Source organism: Legionella massiliensis (assembly GCF_000756815.1).
In the GTDB taxonomy this organism is placed as follows: domain Bacteria; phylum Pseudomonadota; class Gammaproteobacteria; order Legionellales; family Legionellaceae; genus Tatlockia; species Tatlockia massiliensis.
In genome coordinates, this window is record NZ_CCVW01000003.1 from 14,148 (window position 1) to 34,758 (window position 20,611).

The window sequence follows — 20,611 nt, forward strand, 5'->3', positions numbered from 1 at the left end:
TAGCTGACAAATAAGGGCTAAAACAAGCCAAGGTGGTTAAAATTTTGGCACAAAGGGTGCAATACCTAAAGTGTCCATTTGAAATAAAGCCTCGGAGGCTACTATCATGAAAACTATACAATCTTATATCGACTCAAAACAACAAGAATTTATGAATCATCCATTCTTTGAAGTACTTTCTCATCTAGATAGTTTAGAAGAAATTGGCTACTTTGTCCCAGAGCTAACCTTTTGGGCAATGACTTTCCAAGATATCTTACGATTGAATGAAGAAAGAGTTAGCGACCCCTACTTGAAAAAAGTTGCTCGCCACCATCGTCTTGAAGATGCCGGTCATGAAAAATGGTTTTTACAAGACAAAAAATACATGGGTGGCCTAAGTGCTGACAAATCCTGCTGTAAAGATGATGTGGCTTGGCTTTATAGTAAGGAATCACAAGTTACCAGAGATGCAGCTTATTCAATTATGTCTGAGATTTATAAAACTGATGATGAGATCTTAAATATCGCTTTATTACTAACACTTGAATCCTCTGGACATGTGTTCTTCGAAAAAGTGGTAAAACAAGTCAAAAAGGCTGGTGAAGATCAAAATCTCAAATATTTCTCATCTAACCATCTTGATGTTGAACTAGCCCATGCTTTATTCGAGGGCGAAATGGAGCGTAAACTGTTCGAAATGCAAGTGCCTGTCAACGTTCGCCGTGATGCATTAAAGATGATAGACAGATGTTATGATGCGTTTAACAAGATGTTTGATGGACTGATTATTGCATGTAATAGCAGATTAGAACTTGCAAAACAAAGGAATGAACAAAATGCAGCAAACTCTCTGGTCTACGCAGCAGATAAAGCAGTGTGAGAAAGAATCGGGACAAGCGATGCTCAGCGATGAGCATACGCTTGTTTCTTATTCCCGTGATTTTGGCAAACTAGTGCAATCCAATCCCGCTGCTGCATGTATCCCTCAGTCGAATGAAAAAATTCAAACAATTCTTGCTTATGCTAGCCAAAATAAATTACCCGTTACTATAAGAGGAAAAGGCTTAAGTCAAAGCGGTCAAGCACTTCCTGTTGCTGGCGGTCTTAGTTTGCATTTAGAGCAATTAAATCAGGTGCTCGATAAAGAGCCAGAAGCAATCTGGGTTGAAACGAATAGCTCTTGGGCTGATTTACTCGCGGTCTCTTTAAAAACAGGGCAGACTCCTAAGGTTCTTCCCTATAACTGCAATTTATCTGTAGGAGGCGTTTTGTCTGCGGCAGGTATTGGCGCATCTTCCTTTAAATTTGGCCCTATCAGCGCACATGTGAAGGCCTTAGAGGTTATTTTAGCGAATGGTAAGACTGAGATAGTTGATGAACAATCTCCTTTGTTCAAAGCCTGTCTTTCAGGGCAGGGGCGTTTTGCTGTTATTTCTAAAGCCTGCATCAAATTACGACCCTGTTTAAAGCAGGTAAGAACCTTTTTTCTGGTATATCTTGATAAAGCAAGTTGGTTGAATGATTTGGAGGAAATAAAGAGAAAAGCAGATTATATCGAAGCTTTTTGCTCACCTTCGATCCAAGGAACCAAATTAGTTACCGGAAAGCGATTACCCTTTGCACAATGGCTTTTTGCAATCCATGCTTCGGTTGAATATGAAAATAATCCCCCAGAATTTGCTGATGTTTTCCCTGGAGTGCACCCATGGCAGATCATACATAGTCAAGATGAATCAATTCATTCCTATCTTCACCGCCATGACCCCCGTTTTGAAGTGATGAAACTGACAGGGCAATGGGACCTTGTACATCCTTGGTACGAATGCTTTATGACGAAGTCAATGTTAAGTGAAAATCTTGATGAATTATTGGCTGAACTGCCAATCCATTATGTTTCTCTCTTGCAGGTTGTACCCTTGGCAAATCTGCAGCAAACTGGTTTTTTTATGCTTCCAGAAGTCAATGATGTTTATGAATTGATGATTTTGAATCCGGGAATCAATCCAGTTTTTGTACCTTCTTGCCTACAAGTGATAGAGGCCTTAGATGAAAAATTTTTAAAACAGGGAGGAAAGCGTTATCTTTCTGGCTATATAGGGAAAAATTTAAAAGCAAATTATTGGCAGAAACATTTCGGCTCTCTTTATCAGGATTGGTTGGGATTGAAGGAAAACTATGATAAGCAAAATATTTTTCGTTCATTCTTGCATAGCTCTTAATTTTACGGTGAAAATAGGCCTAGTTATTTAGGCAAAATTAGCAATGAACCAAAGTAAGTTATCCATAATTGATTTTCAAGATCCGAAAAAATTGGCCGCCTCTATTGTTTTAGTTGTGGCTTTTTTGGGATTTATTGGGGAAATAATCTCTAGTTTTAAAGCAAAAGACCAAATTATAACCAATACTCAACCGCTTGCTGTCAGTAAACAAGAGCCAATTCGCCCCAATTCTCCGCTGTTTACTACCGCTCTTTTTGGCGATTATGTTCCAGTCAATCTGTCCGAGGCAGAGATAAAGCAATCTATGCTTGATGTGAAAATAGTCGGGATAATGTTTTCAGGTGAAGAAAAAGATTCTCAGGTTGTACTTCAGATAAGTGATGGTAAGGAAGAATATTTTGTTATTGGTGATACCTTACCTGGTGGTGCAGTTATCAAACGCATTTCACCAGAGGGAGTGGTAGTTTTGCACAATGGGTCTCTGGAGAGTTTAAGTTTGCCGAAAAATGAATTAATCTTCGATCCTCCCGATCAGCCTTTAATTAAGGAATAACCTTTATGCGTTTTGTTTTGCAGCTGATTTTGTTAATTGCTTTAACTTTGAGTGAAACTGCTTGTATAAATCGGGCAAATTTAACTGAGGGAATTATCTGTTTCCGTGCACAGCATTATCGTCAGGCTTTCATTCGTTTAAAGCCCGAAGCGGATAAAGGACAACCTGATGCAGAGTACGCTGTAGGTTATATGTATTATTATGGGCACGGTGTTATTGAAGACAGAAAACAAGCTAGGTACTGGATTAAGCGAGCAGCAGTAGCGGGGCAACCTGATGCGATTCAGGCCTTGAAAATTTTAAAACGTAGACCGAGAACAGTTACGAGAGATCCTTTCGATCCCTTAATCTACCAATCATCTCGTGAGTAAATATCTCTCAATAAAATCCCTTGGAGAAGCTGCCCGCAGGGCGGATGAGGGTTTAACGGCACTTACACCGTACTGTAATAGGTCAGTCTGTCACCCTAACATAGCACGTCATCCTGAGCGCAGCGAAGGATCTCCTAAATGAGGCACAGTGCTAATCCCGGAGATCCTTCGCTACGATCAGGATGACAGGGGTGACCAATTACGATCGTAGCCTGGATGCATTCTTTAAACACGGTAATAGGTTACCCTTATCCCGAATTCCTGCGACTTAACCGCGGGAATTCAATACTGGGGTGGGGGCTGACCTATTACTAAACACGAGCGCTAATAATCAGCGATATCATATAGCAAAAATAGACTAGCACGAGTATTCCGCCATGCCAGCGGGCAATTCGCCTTTTGTTATGGTAGTTAATCCATAAAAGAATAAGAGTAGTTGCAAACATTACTGGGATATCACGCCATAAAACAGCATGGCTAATAGGCGCTGGGTGGATAAGGCTTGGAAAAATCATAACAGCCAGCAGATTAAACATGTTTGAGCCAAGAATATTTCCTACAGCTATGTCATCTGCTCCTTTGACCGCAGCAACTATTGAAGTGACTAGCTCGGGTAAACAGGTTCCTATAGCAACGACGGTAAGTCCCATCATTAAATCGCTGATACCAAGCCAATGACCAACGGCAACACAGGAATTAACTAAATATCTAGCGCTAATTGGAAGCACGATAAGACCAATAAGAAGACTAACTACATGAAGGGCAAAGGAGCGTTTACCAAGACTTGCTTGCTGAAATTTTAGTGCTAGCTGCCTTTGAGGACGATGTTGTCGAGTGGTGAAAATAAAATAAAGTATCAGAGCAACACAGGCTAATAAAAAAAGACAGCCATCTAAAATACCGAGATAACCATTGAGCATTATTGAGTAGGTAAAAAGCATAACCAGAAAAAGCAAAGGAAATTCACGACGCATCAGGGTTGAATGCATTTTTAAGGGTTTCAATAGGGCAGTTAACCCAAGTACTAAACCAATATTAGCGATATTGGTACCTATGGCATTACCAATAGCTATATCAGTCAAGCCTTCTAGTGAAGCACTGATTGCGATCATGATTTCTGGGGCTGAGGTGCCTAAGGCTACCAAAGTTAAGCCTGTAACCAAGGGTGGGAGTCTATAATGCTGGCCGACACCAGAGGCGCCGCTGACTAAATGATTCGCGGACCATAGTAAGGCAATTAGACTTAAAATAAGAATAAATATGACCATAATGGCGTGTACTCAATAATTATAAGCAAATGATAATACTTGATTTGGTATTTAACTCAATAATTAATAGAGTTTTTTTGTGCTCAAATTATTTACAAAATGACTATAAATAAGTATAATGCTCGGTTACTATGTTCTCTAAACAATATTATCTTTTCAATAACGCAGCGTTTAGACATTTCACTCTAAGCTGTGCCTTAGCCATGTTTGGTAACGGCCTGACCTACATCATAATGATTTGGGTATTGATGCGTTTTGATACATCTGTAGTTTCTACTGCTATCTTAATGGCATGTTTTTGGCTGCCTAATGTATTATTCGGCCCATTTTTAGGGGTTGTCTCAGATCGCTGTAATCGCAAATTTTTGATGCTCTTTACTAATAGCTTGCGGGCTATCTGTTTATTGGGTTTTGCCCTGATTGCCTATCATAATCAAATTAGCCCCTTGGCAATTTACGTGTTAGCAACAATTCTCGGTACGGTTTTGGCCGCCTATATTCCAACTGCAATGACCTTTGTTCGCGAGATTGTCACTGATAATGATGATCTACTCTACGCAAACGCGATGGTTGATACGGCTTATGAAATAGGCGCTGTTGCAGGAATGGGGGGGGCAGGATTGATACTTGCCAGCACCTCTTTTGCAACCTGTTTTGTCATTAATGCACTTTGCTATGTTGCAGCAACAGCCCTAATATGGCTGATACCTTATCAATCTGCTAAGGCTGACCAGCAAAATAAAGAATCCTTTATGCAGCAATTTGTGCAGGGTGGTCGTTATATTATTAAACGGATACCGATTTTGCTGATTTATTTGGTTCAGGGATTATTTTTCATCTGTTATATGACCGCTCCAGTCTTACTGGCTCCCTTTGCAAAGGTCGTTTTACATAGTTCAGTTGCACAATTTGGCTGGCTTGAGGCAATGCTTTCTTTAGGTATTGTTGCTGGTGGTTTCTTAAGCCCCTGGTTGGCAGATCGCTTCTCTTTAACTCGCGTCATTTTCGGGCAAGTGCTGACGGGAATAATCGCCTTTTATTTATTTAGTCATACAGAAAATGTCATGTGGGCTATTTTTTACCATTTCTTTATTGGTTTTTCATTCTCATCCTGGGCGCTGTTAACCACCTTGGCTCAGGAAATGACAGATCTTGATTATCAGGGCAGGGTACAATCCTTGTTTAATTCAATGTCAGGAGCCATTATCATTTTGTTTTATTACATCTTGGCCCAATGGAAAGATACGCCGGTTACCAAGTTGTATATTGGTGAAATCTGTTTATTGTTGCTAGCTGCAGTGCTATTGATTCTCATGACAATTAACAATCGTCAAAATGAGGATGAGCTTGAGGCTGAGTTAGATAGTGATTAATAATATCGCTCACAGGCTTAGCAAGGCCTAGCTCGCGAATTTCTGCTGCCGTAAACCAATTTCCTGAGGATTCGGCAAGATGATTGCTGTTGCTGTTAATTTTCAAGGCATAAGCGTTGATATCCAGATGAAAATGACTAAAGCTGTGGCGCATGGTAAGCAGCTCTTGTTGCTCTAAGCTTTTCCAGGTGTAAGTTGCTGCAATATATTCCTTTGGACAGCAATCCATTTCTATCGCTGGCATACACCAGAGGCCTCCCCATATACCGCTTGGCGGTCTTTTCTCCAAATAGATTTTATTTTCCATATTGTGCAGTAATAAAAATTGCTGCTGTTTGATTGGAAGAGTTTTCTTGGCTTTTTTATGAGGATAGAGTCTTACTTTGTCCTGTTGCTTAGCTAGGCAGTTATGCTGCAAGGGGCAATGCGAGCAATCTGGATTTCTTGAGGTACAGCAGGTTGCGCCCAAATCCATAATAGCTTGGGTGTAATCGGCGCAGCGTTCACCTGGCATGCATTGTTGCGCTAGACGCCACAGTTTGTTTTTAACAGCGGATTGTTCAGGCCAGCCATCGACAAGAAAATATCGACAAAGTACACGTTTAACATTGCCATCAAGTATTGGGGTTGCCTGTCCAAAAGCTTGAGAAGCGATTGCAGCGGCTGTAGATGGTCCAATTCCTGGCAGGTCTATAAGCGCTGTCAGTTGCGATGGAAATTCGCCCTGATAGATCTCACAAATAATTTTCGCAGTTTGATGCAAATTACGGGCTCGGCTGTAATAGCCAAGTCCTGACCAGTGCGCTAAGACCTTATCTTCATGAGCATGGGCAAGCTGTTGGATATTAGGAAAGCTTAGAAGGAATTGATTAAAGTAAGGGATAACAGTTTTAACCTGGGTCTGTTGGAGCATGATTTCTGATATCCATACTCGATAAGCGCTACGCGGATGTTGCCAGGGCAAGTCTTTTCGGCCATTGCTATCGAACCACTGAAGTAAGGGACGGCTGAATTCTTCTCCGATCATAATATCCTCTTAAAGAACTTCCCTCGTTTTTCCCTTCTCCCCAGACATGGAATTATGATGCCTGCAAAATGGTTTTTATCGCTTTTCCGATTTCTTTGACTGGTTTGCTCAGGGTACTTTTAATCCAGAGTTTGGCTAACATAGGATTAATTTTCTGTATGTCAGGTGAAACAGATGGCTCAGTCAAAGTTCCTGTAATTTGCACAGGGAAACTTCCTCCAAGTAATTGTTGGATTTTGTCAATCCCACTATCGGTAATAGTAGCTTTTGCATACAAGCGGCTATCTATTTTCTCATCAGACAGGTTTAATGTTCCATCACCTTTTAGCTGTAATTTATCGGTTTGCAGCACCAAGGAATTACTTTCTAATTTTTCGTCTTTGAGTTGGTATTGGCAGGTTAATAATTTGAAATTCGTACCGCCTTTGAAAAACTCAGGATTATTGAATTGTCCTAATTCTAAAATATGTTCTTTCTCTGTTTTTTGCCCAAAAAGTAAATGATTGATCTGAGCACTTGTTTGCTCGACAACCTTATCTAAATTAATAGTTTGTAGAACACCATCTTTTATGGTCACACTACCATTTCCTGAGGTACGTTCATGCCAATTTGCACTCTGCAAATTTGTCTGGGCATGAATAGAAAAATCCAGGCTTCCACTGAAAAGTGTTTTATCAACCAAATCTTGGAAAAATTTAGAGCTGTCAACATTGGTAGCTGTTTGATTTACAATAAGTTTGCTGGTTGCAAACTCATAATTTAGGTCGCCAACAGACTCACCATCATAAAGCGTTATAGTCAGCGGATTTAAGAAAAGTATGCCTGGTTTTGTTTTTGTATGTGCGCTGATTTTAGTGACTTTAAACTTTTTGATTTTGACATTCTGAATAGATAATTGACCATCTAAAGGAGTATTTTGTAAGGCCGTCAGAGGTGCCTTAAAGAGCTCAGGAGAGAGGCTGGTGCTCCCTTTAAAATTAATATGCGCCTTGAGTATTTTCTCTTTACCATCAACCAGCTCAATGTTGTTTTTAAATTGTAGAGGGAATAGCCTCTTCTGTAGGTTAAATTGTTCCGCCCCGATCTGTAGTCCAGACAGAGTAATTTTTCTCTGATCTTTAATGATATTTATTTGTCCGCGGCTTAATAAAAACCGCTCAATAGCGAACTGCTGTGCAAAAGAAGATTTCGCATTTTCGGAGGATGTTGAGGCATTGTTAACTTTGTCTGAAACTGTAGAGCTATCAGGGTTTATATTGATTTTAAATCCATCAACATTGAATTCGTTAAAAACAAATTTTCCACCTAACAAAGGAGTAATTTTTAGGTTGAAAAACAGGTTTTCTAACCTCACAGAATAATTGGAAGAATTGCTCTCATCACCAATTTGTATATTAGTAATTTTAATCCCTGGACGCGGGAATACATGCCAAGAAATATCGCCTTCTACCTTGGAATTTTGATGGGTTAGGTTAGCAAGTTGCGTACTTACATAGGCTTTTACTACTTCTGGATTAACAGACTTTGCCAAGGCCCAAAGAATGACGGTTGTCATAATTATAGTTAAGAGCAGGGTAGCAAGTAGTCTCTTTAGAAGTTTCATAATTTGAACAAAACGAGAAATAAAATAGCTAGGATATAGATAACAAAATTCATGTCAAGTTTAGAATGGAGTTTTTACCGTTTTTCACAACAGTTAAGAAGCATTTTAACTATCCTGAAATAGTATTTTATTTGAGCTTAGAATTTTTGTGCTTAATTAAAATTTTTGGAAAATGTTCTTAATTTGGTCAATTTTTATCTTGATAATCAGCCTGTTCTAAGGCCGTAAAAATGCCTATTTCATGAGCAAATAAAAAGTTATTTTTTCTCTTGATCTTGAAATTTTGTGGAGGTAATCTGGTAGACCTTTTCAAAACTAAGGAGAGGAAATACAGGCGTTGATTTTGCTTTTTAGTTGTACTCAGGATGAGTCATTAAAATCAAGGAGCACGTCATGAACCCAAACCAATGGGAAATTATTATTCTCAAGCCCACGCGAGGATTTTTGTCTTTTCTCGCCGCGCAACTGCCCGAGGTTGATTTGCCGCCTTTACCTTTGCTGCAAATGGATAATACAGCTTATGTAATGGCAAAGCAGGACAGTGATGAGGCGACATTAAATGAGCTTGAGAGACATTTTGCAACAATGTTCAGGCATGAAATTAGCCGCTGGCTAGGAGAGCATGCTATGAATAAAATCGAAGGGACCTTTCTCGATTTCTTATGCTGCTTTAAATTTGAAATGCATTCGCAAATTGTACTTATGGAACCCTCACTTACGCCAGGGCAACATCTACTAAGAGTCAAGCCACGCTCGGTCTTGCTCAAATGGCTGAAATCTGCCTTTAGTGAGCAGCCTGAAATGAGCACGGTTCTTGAGCGCATTAATTTGTCTCATTTGGCAGAAAATGCGACAGTTCTGGTAAAAAGTTTTTCAAGTTTGGCTGATGTAAAATCCTTTGTTAAAAATTACTACCAATGCATTTTTGAAACAGAAATGTTACGTATGCATGAAAGGGCAGATGAGTGGCCAAATATTGATTCTTATCAGACCTTTAGTCGTTATTTTGCAATAGATATTCATACCCAATTAGTTCATTTGCACTAAGCAGGATCGCTTAATTATCAGCTAGGCGATCCGCGGTGCAGCTGTTTTCTTATTCCAAATCAATTTAAATATACTCATTATCTTCATAATGAGAGTATTTTTATTTGTCTATTCCTATCCAGTTGAGGCATAATTAGCGCAACTGCGTCAATATATGCTCTTTGTGTGCTGAAAATGATGTTTTAAAGCACCTTTGGTTTGGAGTTCGAGGATGAGTTTTAAGAAGTTTATGTCGTTTATGGTCGGATGTACGGCCTTAGTAGTATTGCCCGCCTATAGTATTAGCCTTGATGAGTTACTACCTAATGAACGAAATACGGTAGAAATTTTTCAAAAATTTTCGCCAAAGGTTGTCTATGTTCATCGTTTAACGACTGTTGTAAAACATAGTGCTAAGCGAATGCAGGTGCATGCAGGAGCTGGCTCCGGCATCATTTGGGATGCACAGGGGCATATTGTTACCAATTTTCATGTGATCAATGGAGCTGATAATTTAGCTATTACTATTGACAAGCTGACCGTTCCAGCAAAGGTTATTGGCGCTGAGCCTCGTAAAGATATTGCCGTATTAGCAATAAAATCACCCAAGGCTTTGGAGATGCTCAAATCTTATGTTCCCTTTGAATTAGCTCGCACAAATGAGCTTATGGTAGGACAAAAAACTATTGCAATTGGGAATCCTTTTGGTTTGGATCATAGTTTGTCTGTAGGGGTCATTTCTGCTTTAGGACGTAAGGTACCTGGAGCTGGTGGGGTAACTATCAGAGAAATGATTCAAACGGATACCACCATTAACCCCGGTAATTCAGGTGGTCCCTTGCTTGATAGCAAAGGACGTTTGATTGGTTTGAACACAGTTATTTACTCGAACTCGGGTTCTTCCGCTGGTGTTGGCTTTGCAGTGCCTGCTGACGATATTGCTCATATAGTGCCGCAAATTATTAAAAATGGCAGAGTTGTATTGTCAGGTATAGGTATTCAATGGGTGGGTCCCGCAATTTCTAAGCGTTTAGGCGTTAAAAAAGGGATTGTGGTCGGTGATATTCTGCCGAATACGCCTGCTGCAACTGCTGGTTTAAAAGGCACTTATCGAGATAATTGGGGACGCACCCATATGGGCGATATTATTGTCGCTTTAAATGGTCATCCAATTAAAAACTATGATGTGCTTTACAATTTCCTGGCTAATATTCATGTTGGTGACGGGATCACTGTAACAGTGCTGCGAGAAGGTAAAAAGCTGAATTTTAGGATGAAGACCATTGATATTGCTGCTTATTCTTAGATCGAGAAAGAGCTCCGTCATCCCGAACGAAGTGAGGGATCTCTGGGATTAGCACTATGCTAGATTCAGGAGATGTCTCTCTACGTTCGACATGACGTACGTCTTTTGTAAAACTCAACAACCATATTCCGCCTGGTAACTGCGTAATCGCTCAACCTCTTTGCTTTGTCCATCTTTTTGTAAATAGGCGATTAGATCGTGCAGGGTAATAATCGATAAGACAGAAATTCCCTGCGCCTGAATTTCAGCTAGGGTTGATTGATTGGTTAAGCCACGCTCACATCGATCAAGGGCTATCACTACACAATTTAGATGGCCGCCATATTCTTTAATCAAGGACTGCGCTTCACGGAAGGCTGTGCCTGCAGTGATAACATCGTCAATAATGACGGTATTCCCTTGCAGAGGTGCACCGATTAAGGTCCCTCCCTCACCATGATCTTTAGCTTCTTTGCGATTAAAGGTTACAGTTACATCAATATCACGTTCAGCCAAGGCAATAGCTGTTGCGGTTGCCAAAGGCAATCCTTTATATGCCGGGCCGAACAAATGGCGAAAATCGACCTTAGACTCTATTAAGGTGTTGGCATAAAAATGGCCAAGCTGGCGTAGGGCTTCGCCGTGATAAAATAGGCCTGCATTAAAAAAGTAGGGGCTTAGACGGCCAGACTTTAAAGTGAATTCACCAAATTTTAAAACCTGACAATCAAGAGCTAAGCGGATAAATGCTTCTTTAGAGGTGTCCATTAAAAATCCTTAGGTGGGTTATGCACGTTACTAATCGTGGTTGAATAAATAGCATAACAATTTGTGGATTACGAGACTCATTTCAAAATATTTGGCAATGGGTATACCATGACACAGTCTTGGTTATAGCACTGTGGCCATGGGTTCCCCATATTTTTGCTAACTTGATAAGAAGAGATTAGTACCTATCCACAACAGTAAGAAATCCTTCCCGATCTAAAAGACCTCTATCGCCTGTTTTATACCAGATATAGTGGTTATCTTGGATGAGAACGTCCTGGTTTTTTTCTGGTTGATTCAAATAACCAGTCATCACCTGCGTACCACCTATAAGCACGAGCCCCTCTTCGCCAACAGTTAAATCCTTTAAGGTCTGAGGATCAACTACTCTAAAGGCACAGCCCGGCAAAGGAAGCCCAACTGTACCTGCTTTACCTGCTTTATGAATATGCCAATCATCTGTAGAAATCACATCAGGTAGGTTACAACTCGCAACGGGTGCCACTTCTGTTGCACCGTAGCCCTCATAAATTTCCAGATTAAATTTATCTTTAAAGCCCTTATAGACTTCGGTTGATAACTTTTCTGCTCCCGCTACAACCATACGTAAGGAACTTAGCATTTGTGGATGTATTTCAGTGTTTTGAATGTATAAATTAAGTAAGTTGGAGGTTGAGCATAAAAGGGTGACTCTGTATTTATAAGTTAACTTAGCAATAATTAAAGTATTTTCAGGTTGTGGGTAACAAAGCATTGGTATTCCCTTCAATAAGGGGACTAAGGTGGTTACTGTCAGGCCAAATGCGTGGGATAAGGGCAGAGTATTTAGCATGACATCTCTGCTTTCAAGACTAAAAACAGCTGCGACTTGATTGATGTTGCTTAGAAGATTCGCATGGCTTAGTTTGACCCCTTTGCGTTCGCCTGTCGAACCGCTGCTAAATACGATTGCTGCTGTTGAATGAACATCCGTTTTTTTGAAGAATAAAAGTTTGATCAGCCATGCTGGCACCCATTTGCTTAGGTATTTCCTGGAGGTTAGCTCTTCGATATAAATAATCTTGGCTGGAACAGCTTGTTTCTCCAAGAAACCTTTAAATTGATGTGAACTAATTATCGTTTGGATCGAGGCTTGTTTAAGCGCTGAAGCAAAGAAAGACGTATCCTGTGTACAGTCTAAATTAACGATAGTTTTGCCTAAGATAAGAGTAGCGAGATTAGCGATTATCCCCTCCGTACAGGTTGGTAAAACGATAGCTATATTTTGTTGTTGTTTTACAAAGCGTTTTATCCGTCTGCTGAATCCAAGAGTGCGATCCAGTAATTGTTGCATGGTTATTTCTTTACCGTTTTCAGCAATTATGGCCGTCGAGTCGCTCATTTTTTTTACTTGATGAAGCCATTCAGATTGGATATTAGCAAGATCGCCAATCGAATATTTCCAGGCTTTGATCGATAGTTGGGTCACCTGTTGTTTAACTTGCTGGGCATTAGATGAAATATCCATTGCAGGACCATAGATGACGCTGACTTGGCGATGGTTTGTAGGCCTTAGATTTTTTTGATGCGCTGTTCTTCGTGAGGTTTTTGACCCCCATAGCCCGTGAATATAGAAAGGGATAATTACTGCCTTGGCATTGATCGCCGCTCGTTCAAAACCTGTGCGGAAAATCCCCATTTGCCCATTTCGAGTGAGCCTTCCTTCAGGGAATAGAGCTACAACCTCTCCCTCATTTAATGATTTATTAATTTCTAACAGGGCATCCTGGCTTGCTCCGCGAGAGATTGGGATTACATTAAATTTCTTGAGCAGCCAATTTATATACCAAACCTGATAGATTGAGCGCTCCATGACAAATCGAATTGGCCGAGGACAGGCTATTTGTAATACCGCCCAATCAATAAAACTCACATGGTTTCCTAAGAGTAAGACACCGCCTGATGAGGGTAGATTATCTAATTGATAGACATTCAGTCGGTAAAACCGAGAGGCTATAAAATAGAGTAAATAGCGAGTCAGTGATTGTGGTAAAGCGATGAGCGTATAAATCGCGCCGAATAGGGCGATGACAAATAAACTAAGAAGTAAGAGTCGGCTATCCATCCCAGCTAAGCTCGCTAAGACTGTCAGCCCAAGAAAGCCAAGCATGAAACAGTTTTGCAGAAAACTGTTTGCAGATTGAACCTTTCCTGTTTCTTGGCGAGGAGCATTAAACTGGATCAAAGCATTAAGGGGAACAATAAGCATTCCACCGAAAAAACCATAGACTAAGAAAAGGGAAATAATAGCGGTGGGATTAGAAAGGCAGGGGAGTAGTAATAAACCGAGCGCGATACCTAAGGTAGCAACAGGAATCAAACCTGTTTCAACAAAACCCTTGGATACCTTACCTGCATACATGGCGCCTAAAAGAATACCTATACCCCCCAGAGCAAGCGAACCCTGCGCAAACAACACGCTGACATGGCCAATATGATCTTTTAAATAAGCCCCATAACTGGCTAGAAGTACCTGATTGACCGCCCAGAAGACTGATAAACCAATAATACAGGCAAAGATAACAGGCGATTCCCGTGTTTTATTAAAATAAGATTTTACATATTTCCCTTTGAAATATTGTGCTAATTCATATTGAGACTGTGGGTCGGCAGCTGGATTCTTCACTAAACGAAAGGTCATTAGGGTTTCAAAAATAGAAAAAACAATTAGGAGAAATCCTGCTGGAGCAAAGGCCTTGAGTAGTAATACCTTATCGCTAGAGTTTTTTAGTGCTGAAGCAGAGATAAAGTAACTAAATATATAAGTAAAAACAAAGGTTCCAGCAAGAATGGCAAGAATTGCAAGGGTTTGAACAATAGCATTAACTTGAGAGAGATTTTCTTTCCCAAACATTTCTTTGATATAGCCATATTTTGCAGGTGAATTCAGCGCGCTCTGAATAGCAAGTAAAAAAGTCAGTAAAAAGGCTCCCCAAAAGAATCCTTTAAAATAACACCAGGTCACAAGGACAGTTAAGGGGATAGCTGCCGCTGCTGTAATTTTTAAAACAGTAGCCTTAGGATATTTGTCGGCGATGAACCCAGAAGGGGTGAACAATAAAATATAGGGTAAAAGAATTAGTGCATTGATTATTGAAGAAAACACGGTATAGGCTGAGCCTGTTAGTGTTTGATAAAGTGTATCCTGGATTAAAATTTTATGGCCGAGGTCAATAAAAGTGTTAAAGAATACAAGCATCATATAAGGTAAAAATCCTTTGATTCTTGTTAATTTCATCTGATACTCCAAGAGGGCAATTCAAGCAAAGCTTACTAAAATAGGAGTTTTTGTTCAATAATTACATCAAGTAGCTATTTTATTTACACAAAAGGTTTTAAATAATTCTTATCCATAACTGACGTTACTTTAGATGTTGGTTGACATAGTCATTGAGTCGCGGATTATTTAACGTTGTATGGGTCAAAAAGCCAGACTGTTGATGTTTTATCAGCAATGTGTTCATAGTGAATACCAACTGCCCTTTCTCTTAAGCGATTTTTAAAAAAACCGTTAACAATCAATAAAAAACTGTTATGCTAAGTAGATGTCCGGTCATTCCGGCATTTTGAAGTATCCATTAGTAGCACAAATTAATAGGTCTCAAAGGGATTCTTTGGCGCTTAGCTCTAATTTGAAGTTGAATGGATGTTAGGTTTTAATCTGCTACCTAGGGTAGAGATGAGTTAAAAGGGGAGTGTGAATGTCGGACAGAGAAACTGGCCACGTTAAGTGGTTCAATGAAAAGAAAGGATTTGGATTTATCGTTAACCAACATGGTGAAGATATATTCGTACATTACAAAGATATTCAGGGTGTCGGTTTTAAGACACTGCATGAAAATGATGCGGTCACCTTTGTCCTTGATAAAGGACCCAAAGGATTCAAGGCACAGGATGTTGTCGTAGTTACTGAATAACAGCCTCAAAACCTTTGCAAGTTGAGCGGACTGCTGTAATAGTGTACGCAAATCATAGAAGAGCTCTATTGTAATAGGTCAGCTATGTCACCCTAGTGTAGTTCGCCATTCTTCGCTGTGTTCAGGGCGATGGAGCTTGGGACAGTGACGAAGCTGACCTATTTGCTGTATTGAGAGCTGATTACATGAAAATAAGACTTTAGAGGTCTTTGTAAACAGTTGTATACCTCGTTTATAAGACTCATTGTTATGAATGCACTCAATTTCCCTCATTGTCTGGCTTTATCTTCGTATTTTCCTTGACCAGCTAACCCGAGATCGATATCATCCCCCGCAATTTTAGCTGCGTCTTTTGACGTCATCTTAAGGGAGGTTGGAATGGAGTCTAGTCAACAAGTAGCTGTAATAACTGGTGCTGCAAGTGGTATCGGTTTGGCTTTAGCCCAGGTATGTATTAATTCTGGCATCCATGTCGTAATGGCAGATAATGCTGTTACAGCCCTTTGTGATAAAGTAGAGCAGCTAAGTGAAGGGGCCGCGGTTGATGTTTTGGGTGTGGTTTGTGATGTTACTAAACCTGAAAGCCTGAGGCATCTGGCAAAACAGACCTATGAGCGTTTTGATCGTGTGGATTGGCTGTTTAATAATGCTGGAATCAGTGGGCAACTAGCACCAATATGGGAATTAACGACTGAGCATATCCGCAAGGTTATGGATGTCAATTTATATGGCACTATCCATGGTTTACAGGTATTTTTGCCATTGATGTTCAAACAAAAACATCGTTCTCATGTTATCAATATGGCCAGTTTTTATGGCCTCTGTAGCGGTTCGCAAATGGCCAGCTATGCAATGTCAAAACATGCAATAGTCGCGCTATCAGAGTCACTCTACTTTGACCTACAACGTTTGGATAAACCTGTCGACGTTTCTGTTGTATGTCCCTCCTTCGCAAATACAGGGTTACTTAGCAATTCTGCTCCCTTACACAATGATAAATTACATCATATGGTGGTTGATTTAATTGCGCGATCAAGACCGGCGATGGATGTCGCAGAACATATTGTGCAGGAGGTTAAAAATAAGACTTTTTATATTCTGCCAGATAAAGAAGTGAAGGATTATTGCGAGCAACGCACCAAGGCTATTGTTGAGCAAAGTGAACCACACAAGCATAGCCTTGAAAAGATTATTGCCTCGCTGAGTAAACGCGCATCTGCTCCTTTGTAAGCATTGATTCCCTATTCACCGAAAGTCTGTATTTCTCGCAACCTGCGCTCAAATCCAAACTTGTAATAGGTCATCCCTATTTCGAATCAATGGCGTCAATTTAAGGAGCAATACTCCCGGTTCGAAGACGATATGTCCTCTCGCCCCTTGGGGAGAGAGTTAGAGAGAGGGGGGATCCAGCATAAATTTACTTCAGTTGACGCCATTGGCTGACCTATTACCCAAACTTTTTCCCCTCTCCCTAGAAGGGAGAAGAGGTTGCTGATTCGATGTTCTATTGTGTGAAACTTTTCCCCCTATACGGGCTTAAAGTTATAGGCCTGTCCCTCTGCTGTTTAGTCGCAGGTTGAAAGAAATTGCTTTGCCCGCTTGCTGTATCGGAGGTTGAACTATCAGATGAATAAGTTTCATCTGTTTCAGAGTCATCACTGCTTTGTTCTGTAACATTCAATTTCTTCTCTGTGTCATAACTTGAGCTTGAGGCTGAATGATGATCCTCTGTTTTAGAATCAATTCCTTCTCGGTCAATTAATCGGCTTGTCTGCATAGGCGGAGCATTGTTTGTGTCTCTAGGTGAGTTGCTTTCTATTATAAAAGAATCAGTTCGTCCTAGCTTAGGAGAGGTTAGTGAGCGAATTGGTAAGTTAGTTGTGCTTGTGGTTGATTCACTTGTGTCTCTAGAGTGCAACTTTTTCTTTTCCTCCGCAGCTCGTCTTCTAAATTTAAAACTTTGGGAGCTTGGAATAAAAGCACTTAAGGCATTAAGAAAACGGCTGGAAGTTGATGCTTGAGGAATTGATGAACTTGATGAACTTGAGGAACTTGAAGTGTTTTGTGAACTCGATGGCTCAGCAGCTAAGTTAACGATATCGCTATACCTTTTCAACTCAGGTGGCACAGGATGAGGCTCTACTTTCGGAACCATCCCTGGTTTGTAATCACGTATGAAATCCATTGGTGCTGTCAGTGTAAAGCCTGCATATTCTACATGGGAATAATTGGTTACCCTGGTACGTTTTGCAACGGGTTCATAGGCTTGATAGCCTGGAGACTCAATACAAGCCGCAGCCATTCTTTTAAGAGTTTGCCGATAGTTAAAATCAATTTCACCAGTCCCTACAATAGGATTTTCATCAGTACCCATAATAGGAGATTCACCGATACCCACTATAGGAGCGGAAAAGTCAGGAACCAAGTCTGCTCCATCTTTGCGATACAGAGGGGGATAAACACCCAGACGAAAGGCCTTAAGATTTTTGGGTAGTAATTGACAATTTTCCGAGATTGAAAAATAGTTACGCAAGGCTGCTATAATCTCGGGATTGTCATCATAAAATTCGAACTCAATCTCATCATTTGGATGTTCTGAGGCCAATTTTTGAATTTGCGTAATAAGGATCGAAAGTTTTGACCGGTCATGTAACCAGTCTATGGTCGGAGCCTGTCCTAGTTGTTCAAAATCATAATCGAATCGTTCCTTATCTTCTGAATAAGGATTTAGCATGGTTAGCGCCCTGCGCATTGATTCCCCGGGCAGAAGATCGTTGTAGAAATCTGCCATTAAAGAATCATCAAATGCAGCGCCAATAAAATCACTGATTTGGCTTATTTTCGGATAGCAAGAGCCAGTGCGATTACTAACACCATTCATATTGTCATCAATATCTGACTGGCGATTAGAACCAACAAAGATACGGGTTAGATCAAAGTCCGCCATCTTTCTTTTAATATTAATCAGGAGATCGATATTATCAGCAATAATGTTTTCTGGCTGAGCTGGTGAAAGACTACCATCAAAGTCAAATGAAATACCTAGAATTCGCGCCATGGTGTTCCTTGTGTTCCTTAATCTGTAACTGACGTTAATCTTTAAGCCAATCTTGTGGTGGAAGAAAGTGTTGGTAAAGGGCTTCTTCCGCACTGTTCTGTTCAGGATGCCAGTTATACTGCCAATGAACCTCTGGTGGCAGCGACATTAAAATTGACTCTGTACGCCCCCCTGATTGCAAGCCAAAGAGTGTGCCTCGGTCATAGACTAAATTAAACTCCACATAACGGCCACGTCTATAAAGTTGAAAGGCCTTTTCTCGTGGGCCAAAGGGATGATCTTTGCGCTTTTTAACTATCGGTTCATAAGCTTTAATAAAGTGATCGCCAACACTTTTCATGAAAGCGAAACTATTAGCAAATCCGCCCTCATTGAAGTCATCAAAGAAAATACCGCCAATACCACGGGCTTCCTGACGATGTTTCAGATAAAAGTATTTATCTGCCCAAGCCTTAAATCGAGGATAAAGTTCGTCACCAAAGGGCTGGCAGGCTGCAAGTGCTGTTTGGTGCCAAAATTTGCAATCTTCAGGAAAACCATAGTAGGGGGTTAGGTCGAATCCACCCCCAAACCACCAGATAGGGGGCATGTTTTCTTTTTCGGCAATGAAAAATCGGACATTGGCATGTGCAGTAGGAACATAAGGATTATCTGGGTGAATAACCAGAGAAACACCGAGAGCGCTGAATTTGCAACCGGCCAGTTCTGGCCGATGCGCGCTGGCTGATGGAGGTAGTTGTTCTCCCTCGACATGTGAAAAATTAATTCCTGCCTTAGCAAAAATTTGACCTCCGTCAAATACACGTGTCAATCCGCCGCCACCCAATTCTCTTGTCCAGGCATCTTCAATAAATTTCCCTTGCTTATCCAGTTCGCTAAGCGCTGCGCATAGATTCGATTGTAATTGTAGGAGGTAAGATTTTACTTCCGCTACGGCATTATCTGGCAAAGTTGAGGGGCTATTTATCATGATAAAAAAACACCTTGAAAGAACGTCAATTATGACCTTTGTACAGGGGTAAATAGGATCCCTTTAATTTATTCCGAATCCCTGCGGCTTGACCGCGGGGTCCATGTAACCTTCACCGCCACCAGGTCCCGCGGTCAAGCTGCGGGAATTCGAGTTTTTCTGGAGTTACACATTTTTGTCCTGTACAAGGAGTTATAACGTTATAAAGAGCAATGAATTAGCATTCTAAAGAGATTATATGCTAAGTCTAGTGATATTTATGAATTAGTTGGCATAACAATTGCATTAGAGCATCAGTCAAGAGCAACAGTCATTGGAACAGGAGTAAAAATGGCTATCAATTTAGACAATTATTTCGGCATACATGCAAAGGCATTAACGATTCGTGAACAGCGCACAGCACAGCTTGCGCAGAACCTGGCAAACTTGAATACCCCAAATTACAAGGCCAAGGATATCGAATTTAATGAGGTCTTAGGTCAAGCCATGTCCTCCTCTGCCCAACAAATGACGGTGGATTCACCAAATCATATCAATGGTCAATCCAATTTTGATGCACAGCTAAAATACCGTGTTCCTAATCATGTGTCGCTTGATGGAAATACAGTGGATAAGAATATGGAAACAACTCTGTTTTCAAGAAACTCAACAGCTTATCAGGCAAGTTTGACCTTCCTTGATAATAAAATAAAAACAATGATGGCCGCATGGAAGGGGGATTAAGATGTCATTGAACAATATCTTCGATATTTCAGGTTCTGCGCTTGTTGCAGAAACCAGGCGTTTAACAACTAGTGCAAGTAATTTGACCAATGCGAACGTTGTGGTTGGTAATCCCGATGATGTTTATAGAGCTCAATACCCCATTTTTACTACAGTGCAACAGCAAGCAGAACATTGGATGGGCGACCAGGTTAAGGCTGGTGTTGCTGTTACTGGGATCTATGAGTCGCAAACTGAACCGGTTAAGCGTTACGAACCCAATAACCCTATTGCTGATGCTGATGGCTTTGTCTATGCGCCGAAAATTAGCTCTGTTGAAGAAATGGCCAACGTCATTTCAGCCTCCAGGGCTTATGAGATGGGTATTAATGTGATTAATACTGCAAAGCAACTAATACAAAAAACCCTTCAATTAGGACAGTAAGGAGT

At 40.5% G+C, this 20,611-nt stretch carries 18 protein-coding genes; 11 read left to right on the top strand and 7 right to left on the bottom strand.

The features are described from left to right. Positions 1–106 precede the first annotated feature (106 nt). Genes BN1094_RS11725 through BN1094_RS11740 form a run of 4 tightly spaced genes read left to right on the top strand, consistent with a single transcriptional unit; the run spans position 107 to position 3,125 of the window. Positions 107–862: a hypothetical protein gene (locus tag BN1094_RS11725; RefSeq protein WP_043874663.1), complete on the top strand. Its 756-nt coding sequence runs from the start codon at positions 107–109 to the stop codon at positions 860–862. Further along, a complete protein-coding gene (locus BN1094_RS11730) occupies positions 819–2,201 on the top strand; it encodes an FAD-binding oxidoreductase (RefSeq protein WP_043874664.1) in 1,383 nt (460 codons plus the stop codon). The genes BN1094_RS11725 and BN1094_RS11730 overlap by 44 nt, the downstream gene beginning before the upstream one ends. A gap of 43 nt (positions 2,202–2,244) precedes the next feature. After that, positions 2,245–2,754 carry a type II secretion system protein N gene (locus BN1094_RS18890; protein ID WP_052403267.1) on the top strand — a complete coding sequence of 170 codons (510 nt, stop codon included), beginning with the start codon at positions 2,245–2,247 and terminating at the stop codon, positions 2,752–2,754. A gap of 5 nt (positions 2,755–2,759) precedes the next feature. Further along, a complete protein-coding gene (locus BN1094_RS11740; protein WP_043874665.1) occupies positions 2,760–3,125 on the top strand; it encodes a tetratricopeptide repeat protein in 366 nt (121 codons plus the stop codon). Between the two features lie 311 nt (positions 3,126–3,436). Here BN1094_RS11740 and BN1094_RS11745 read toward each other — a convergent pair whose 3' ends face one another. Then, positions 3,437–4,393 (bottom strand): calcium/sodium antiporter, encoded by a 957-nt coding sequence (locus BN1094_RS11745; RefSeq protein ID WP_043874666.1) that lies wholly within the window; start codon positions 4,391–4,393, stop codon positions 3,437–3,439. 131 nt (positions 4,394–4,524) lie between these two features. Here BN1094_RS11745 and BN1094_RS11750 point away from each other — a divergent pair, with 131 nt between their 5' ends. Beyond that, positions 4,525–5,766, top strand: coding sequence for an MFS transporter (locus BN1094_RS11750; RefSeq protein ID WP_043874667.1), 1,242 nt, complete (start codon positions 4,525–4,527; stop codon positions 5,764–5,766). Here the strand turns inward: BN1094_RS11750 and mutY are convergent. Together mutY and BN1094_RS11760 are read right to left on the bottom strand one after the other, a co-directional pair. Further along, entirely contained in the window at positions 5,714–6,793 is a 1,080-nt protein-coding gene (gene mutY / locus BN1094_RS11755) for an A/G-specific adenine glycosylase (protein WP_043874668.1), read from the bottom strand. The two genes, BN1094_RS11750 and mutY, sit on opposite strands and share 53 nt — an antisense overlap. 52 nt (positions 6,794–6,845) lie before the next feature. After that, positions 6,846–8,396 (bottom strand): AsmA family protein, encoded by a 1,551-nt coding sequence (locus tag BN1094_RS11760; RefSeq protein ID WP_043874669.1) that lies wholly within the window; start codon positions 8,394–8,396, stop codon positions 6,846–6,848. Between the two features lie 393 nt (positions 8,397–8,789). Between BN1094_RS11760 and BN1094_RS11765 the strand changes: the two genes are divergently transcribed. Together BN1094_RS11765 and BN1094_RS11770 are read left to right on the top strand one after the other, a co-directional pair. Beyond that, positions 8,790–9,443 carry a hypothetical protein gene (locus BN1094_RS11765; RefSeq protein ID WP_043874670.1) on the top strand — a complete coding sequence of 218 codons (654 nt, stop codon included), beginning with the start codon at positions 8,790–8,792 and terminating at the stop codon, positions 9,441–9,443. A 238-nt stretch (positions 9,444–9,681) separates the two neighbouring features. Next, the gene (locus BN1094_RS11770) at positions 9,682–10,728 is read left to right on the top strand and encodes a S1C family serine protease (RefSeq protein WP_425411916.1); all 1,047 of its coding nucleotides are present in this window, start codon (positions 9,682–9,684) and stop codon (positions 10,726–10,728) included. 114 nt (positions 10,729–10,842) lie between these two features. On the opposite strand, the gene pyrE is transcribed toward BN1094_RS11770, so the two are convergent. Together pyrE and BN1094_RS11780 are read right to left on the bottom strand one after the other, a co-directional pair. Then, positions 10,843–11,475 (bottom strand): orotate phosphoribosyltransferase, encoded by a 633-nt coding sequence (gene pyrE, locus BN1094_RS11775; protein WP_043874672.1) that lies wholly within the window; start codon positions 11,473–11,475, stop codon positions 10,843–10,845. 178 nt (positions 11,476–11,653) lie between these two features. Next, positions 11,654–14,752 (bottom strand): MFS transporter, encoded by a 3,099-nt coding sequence (locus BN1094_RS11780; protein ID WP_044011844.1) that lies wholly within the window; start codon positions 14,750–14,752, stop codon positions 11,654–11,656. 463 nt (positions 14,753–15,215) lie between these two features. On the opposite strand from BN1094_RS11780, the gene BN1094_RS11785 reads away from it, so the two are divergent. Then, positions 15,216–15,431, top strand: a complete 216-nt coding sequence (locus BN1094_RS11785) for a cold-shock protein (protein WP_043874673.1) — start codon at positions 15,216–15,218, stop codon at positions 15,429–15,431. Positions 15,432–15,809: 378 nt separating this feature from the next. After that, the gene (locus BN1094_RS11790; RefSeq protein WP_044011845.1) at positions 15,810–16,661 is read left to right on the top strand and encodes an SDR family NAD(P)-dependent oxidoreductase; all 852 of its coding nucleotides are present in this window, start codon (positions 15,810–15,812) and stop codon (positions 16,659–16,661) included. A 274-nt stretch (positions 16,662–16,935) separates the two neighbouring features. Here the strand turns inward: BN1094_RS11790 and BN1094_RS11795 are convergent, their stop codons facing one another. Both BN1094_RS11795 and hemF read right to left on the bottom strand, forming a co-directional pair. After that, positions 16,936–18,489, bottom strand: a complete 1,554-nt coding sequence (locus BN1094_RS11795) for a hypothetical protein (protein WP_043874674.1) — start codon at positions 18,487–18,489, stop codon at positions 16,936–16,938. 34 nt (positions 18,490–18,523) lie between these two features. Beyond that, entirely contained in the window at positions 18,524–19,459 is a 936-nt protein-coding gene (gene hemF, locus BN1094_RS11800) for an oxygen-dependent coproporphyrinogen oxidase (protein WP_043874675.1), read from the bottom strand. A 330-nt stretch (positions 19,460–19,789) separates the two neighbouring features. Here hemF and flgB point away from each other — a divergent pair, with 330 nt between their 5' ends. Next, positions 19,790–20,182 carry a flagellar basal body rod protein FlgB gene (gene flgB, locus BN1094_RS11805; protein WP_043874676.1) on the top strand — a complete coding sequence of 131 codons (393 nt, stop codon included), beginning with the start codon at positions 19,790–19,792 and terminating at the stop codon, positions 20,180–20,182. 1 nt (position 20,183) lies between these two features. Beyond that, complete coding sequence (gene flgC / locus BN1094_RS11810) at positions 20,184–20,606, top strand: flagellar basal body rod protein FlgC (protein WP_043874677.1); 423 nt, start codon at positions 20,184–20,186, stop codon at positions 20,604–20,606. Positions 20,607–20,611: the final 5 nt, after the last annotated feature.

Coding starts and splice junctions, on each gene's coding strand:
- mutY (WP_043874668.1), bottom strand. CDS start 6,793: ATGATCGGAGAAGAATTCAGCCGTCCCTTACTTCAGTGGTTCGATAGC.
- pyrE (WP_043874672.1), bottom strand. CDS start 11,475: ATGGACACCTCTAAAGAAGCATTTATCCGCTTAGCTCTTGATTGTCAG.
- flgC (WP_043874677.1), top strand. CDS start 20,184: ATGTCATTGAACAATATCTTCGATATTTCAGGTTCTGCGCTTGTTGCA.
- BN1094_RS11760 (WP_043874669.1), bottom strand. CDS start 8,396: ATGAAACTTCTAAAGAGACTACTTGCTACCCTGCTCTTAACTATAATT.
- flgB (WP_043874676.1), top strand. CDS start 19,790: ATGGCTATCAATTTAGACAATTATTTCGGCATACATGCAAAGGCATTA.
- BN1094_RS11745 (WP_043874666.1), bottom strand. CDS start 4,393: ATGGTCATATTTATTCTTATTTTAAGTCTAATTGCCTTACTATGGTCC.
- BN1094_RS11725 (WP_043874663.1), top strand. CDS start 107: ATGAAAACTATACAATCTTATATCGACTCAAAACAACAAGAATTTATG.
- BN1094_RS11740 (WP_043874665.1), top strand. CDS start 2,760: ATGCGTTTTGTTTTGCAGCTGATTTTGTTAATTGCTTTAACTTTGAGT.
- BN1094_RS11780 (WP_044011844.1), bottom strand. CDS start 14,752: ATGAAATTAACAAGAATCAAAGGATTTTTACCTTATATGATGCTTGTA.
- BN1094_RS11750 (WP_043874667.1), top strand. CDS start 4,525: ATGTTCTCTAAACAATATTATCTTTTCAATAACGCAGCGTTTAGACAT.
- BN1094_RS11795 (WP_043874674.1), bottom strand. CDS start 18,489: ATGGCGCGAATTCTAGGTATTTCATTTGACTTTGATGGTAGTCTTTCA.
- BN1094_RS11730 (WP_043874664.1), top strand. CDS start 819: ATGCAGCAAACTCTCTGGTCTACGCAGCAGATAAAGCAGTGTGAGAAA.
- hemF (WP_043874675.1), bottom strand. CDS start 19,459: ATGATAAATAGCCCCTCAACTTTGCCAGATAATGCCGTAGCGGAAGTA.
- BN1094_RS18890 (WP_052403267.1), top strand. CDS start 2,245: ATGAACCAAAGTAAGTTATCCATAATTGATTTTCAAGATCCGAAAAAA.
- BN1094_RS11790 (WP_044011845.1), top strand. CDS start 15,810: ATGGAGTCTAGTCAACAAGTAGCTGTAATAACTGGTGCTGCAAGTGGT.
- BN1094_RS11765 (WP_043874670.1), top strand. CDS start 8,790: ATGAACCCAAACCAATGGGAAATTATTATTCTCAAGCCCACGCGAGGA.
- BN1094_RS11785 (WP_043874673.1), top strand. CDS start 15,216: ATGTCGGACAGAGAAACTGGCCACGTTAAGTGGTTCAATGAAAAGAAA.
- BN1094_RS11770 (WP_425411916.1), top strand. CDS start 9,682: ATGGTCGGATGTACGGCCTTAGTAGTATTGCCCGCCTATAGTATTAGC.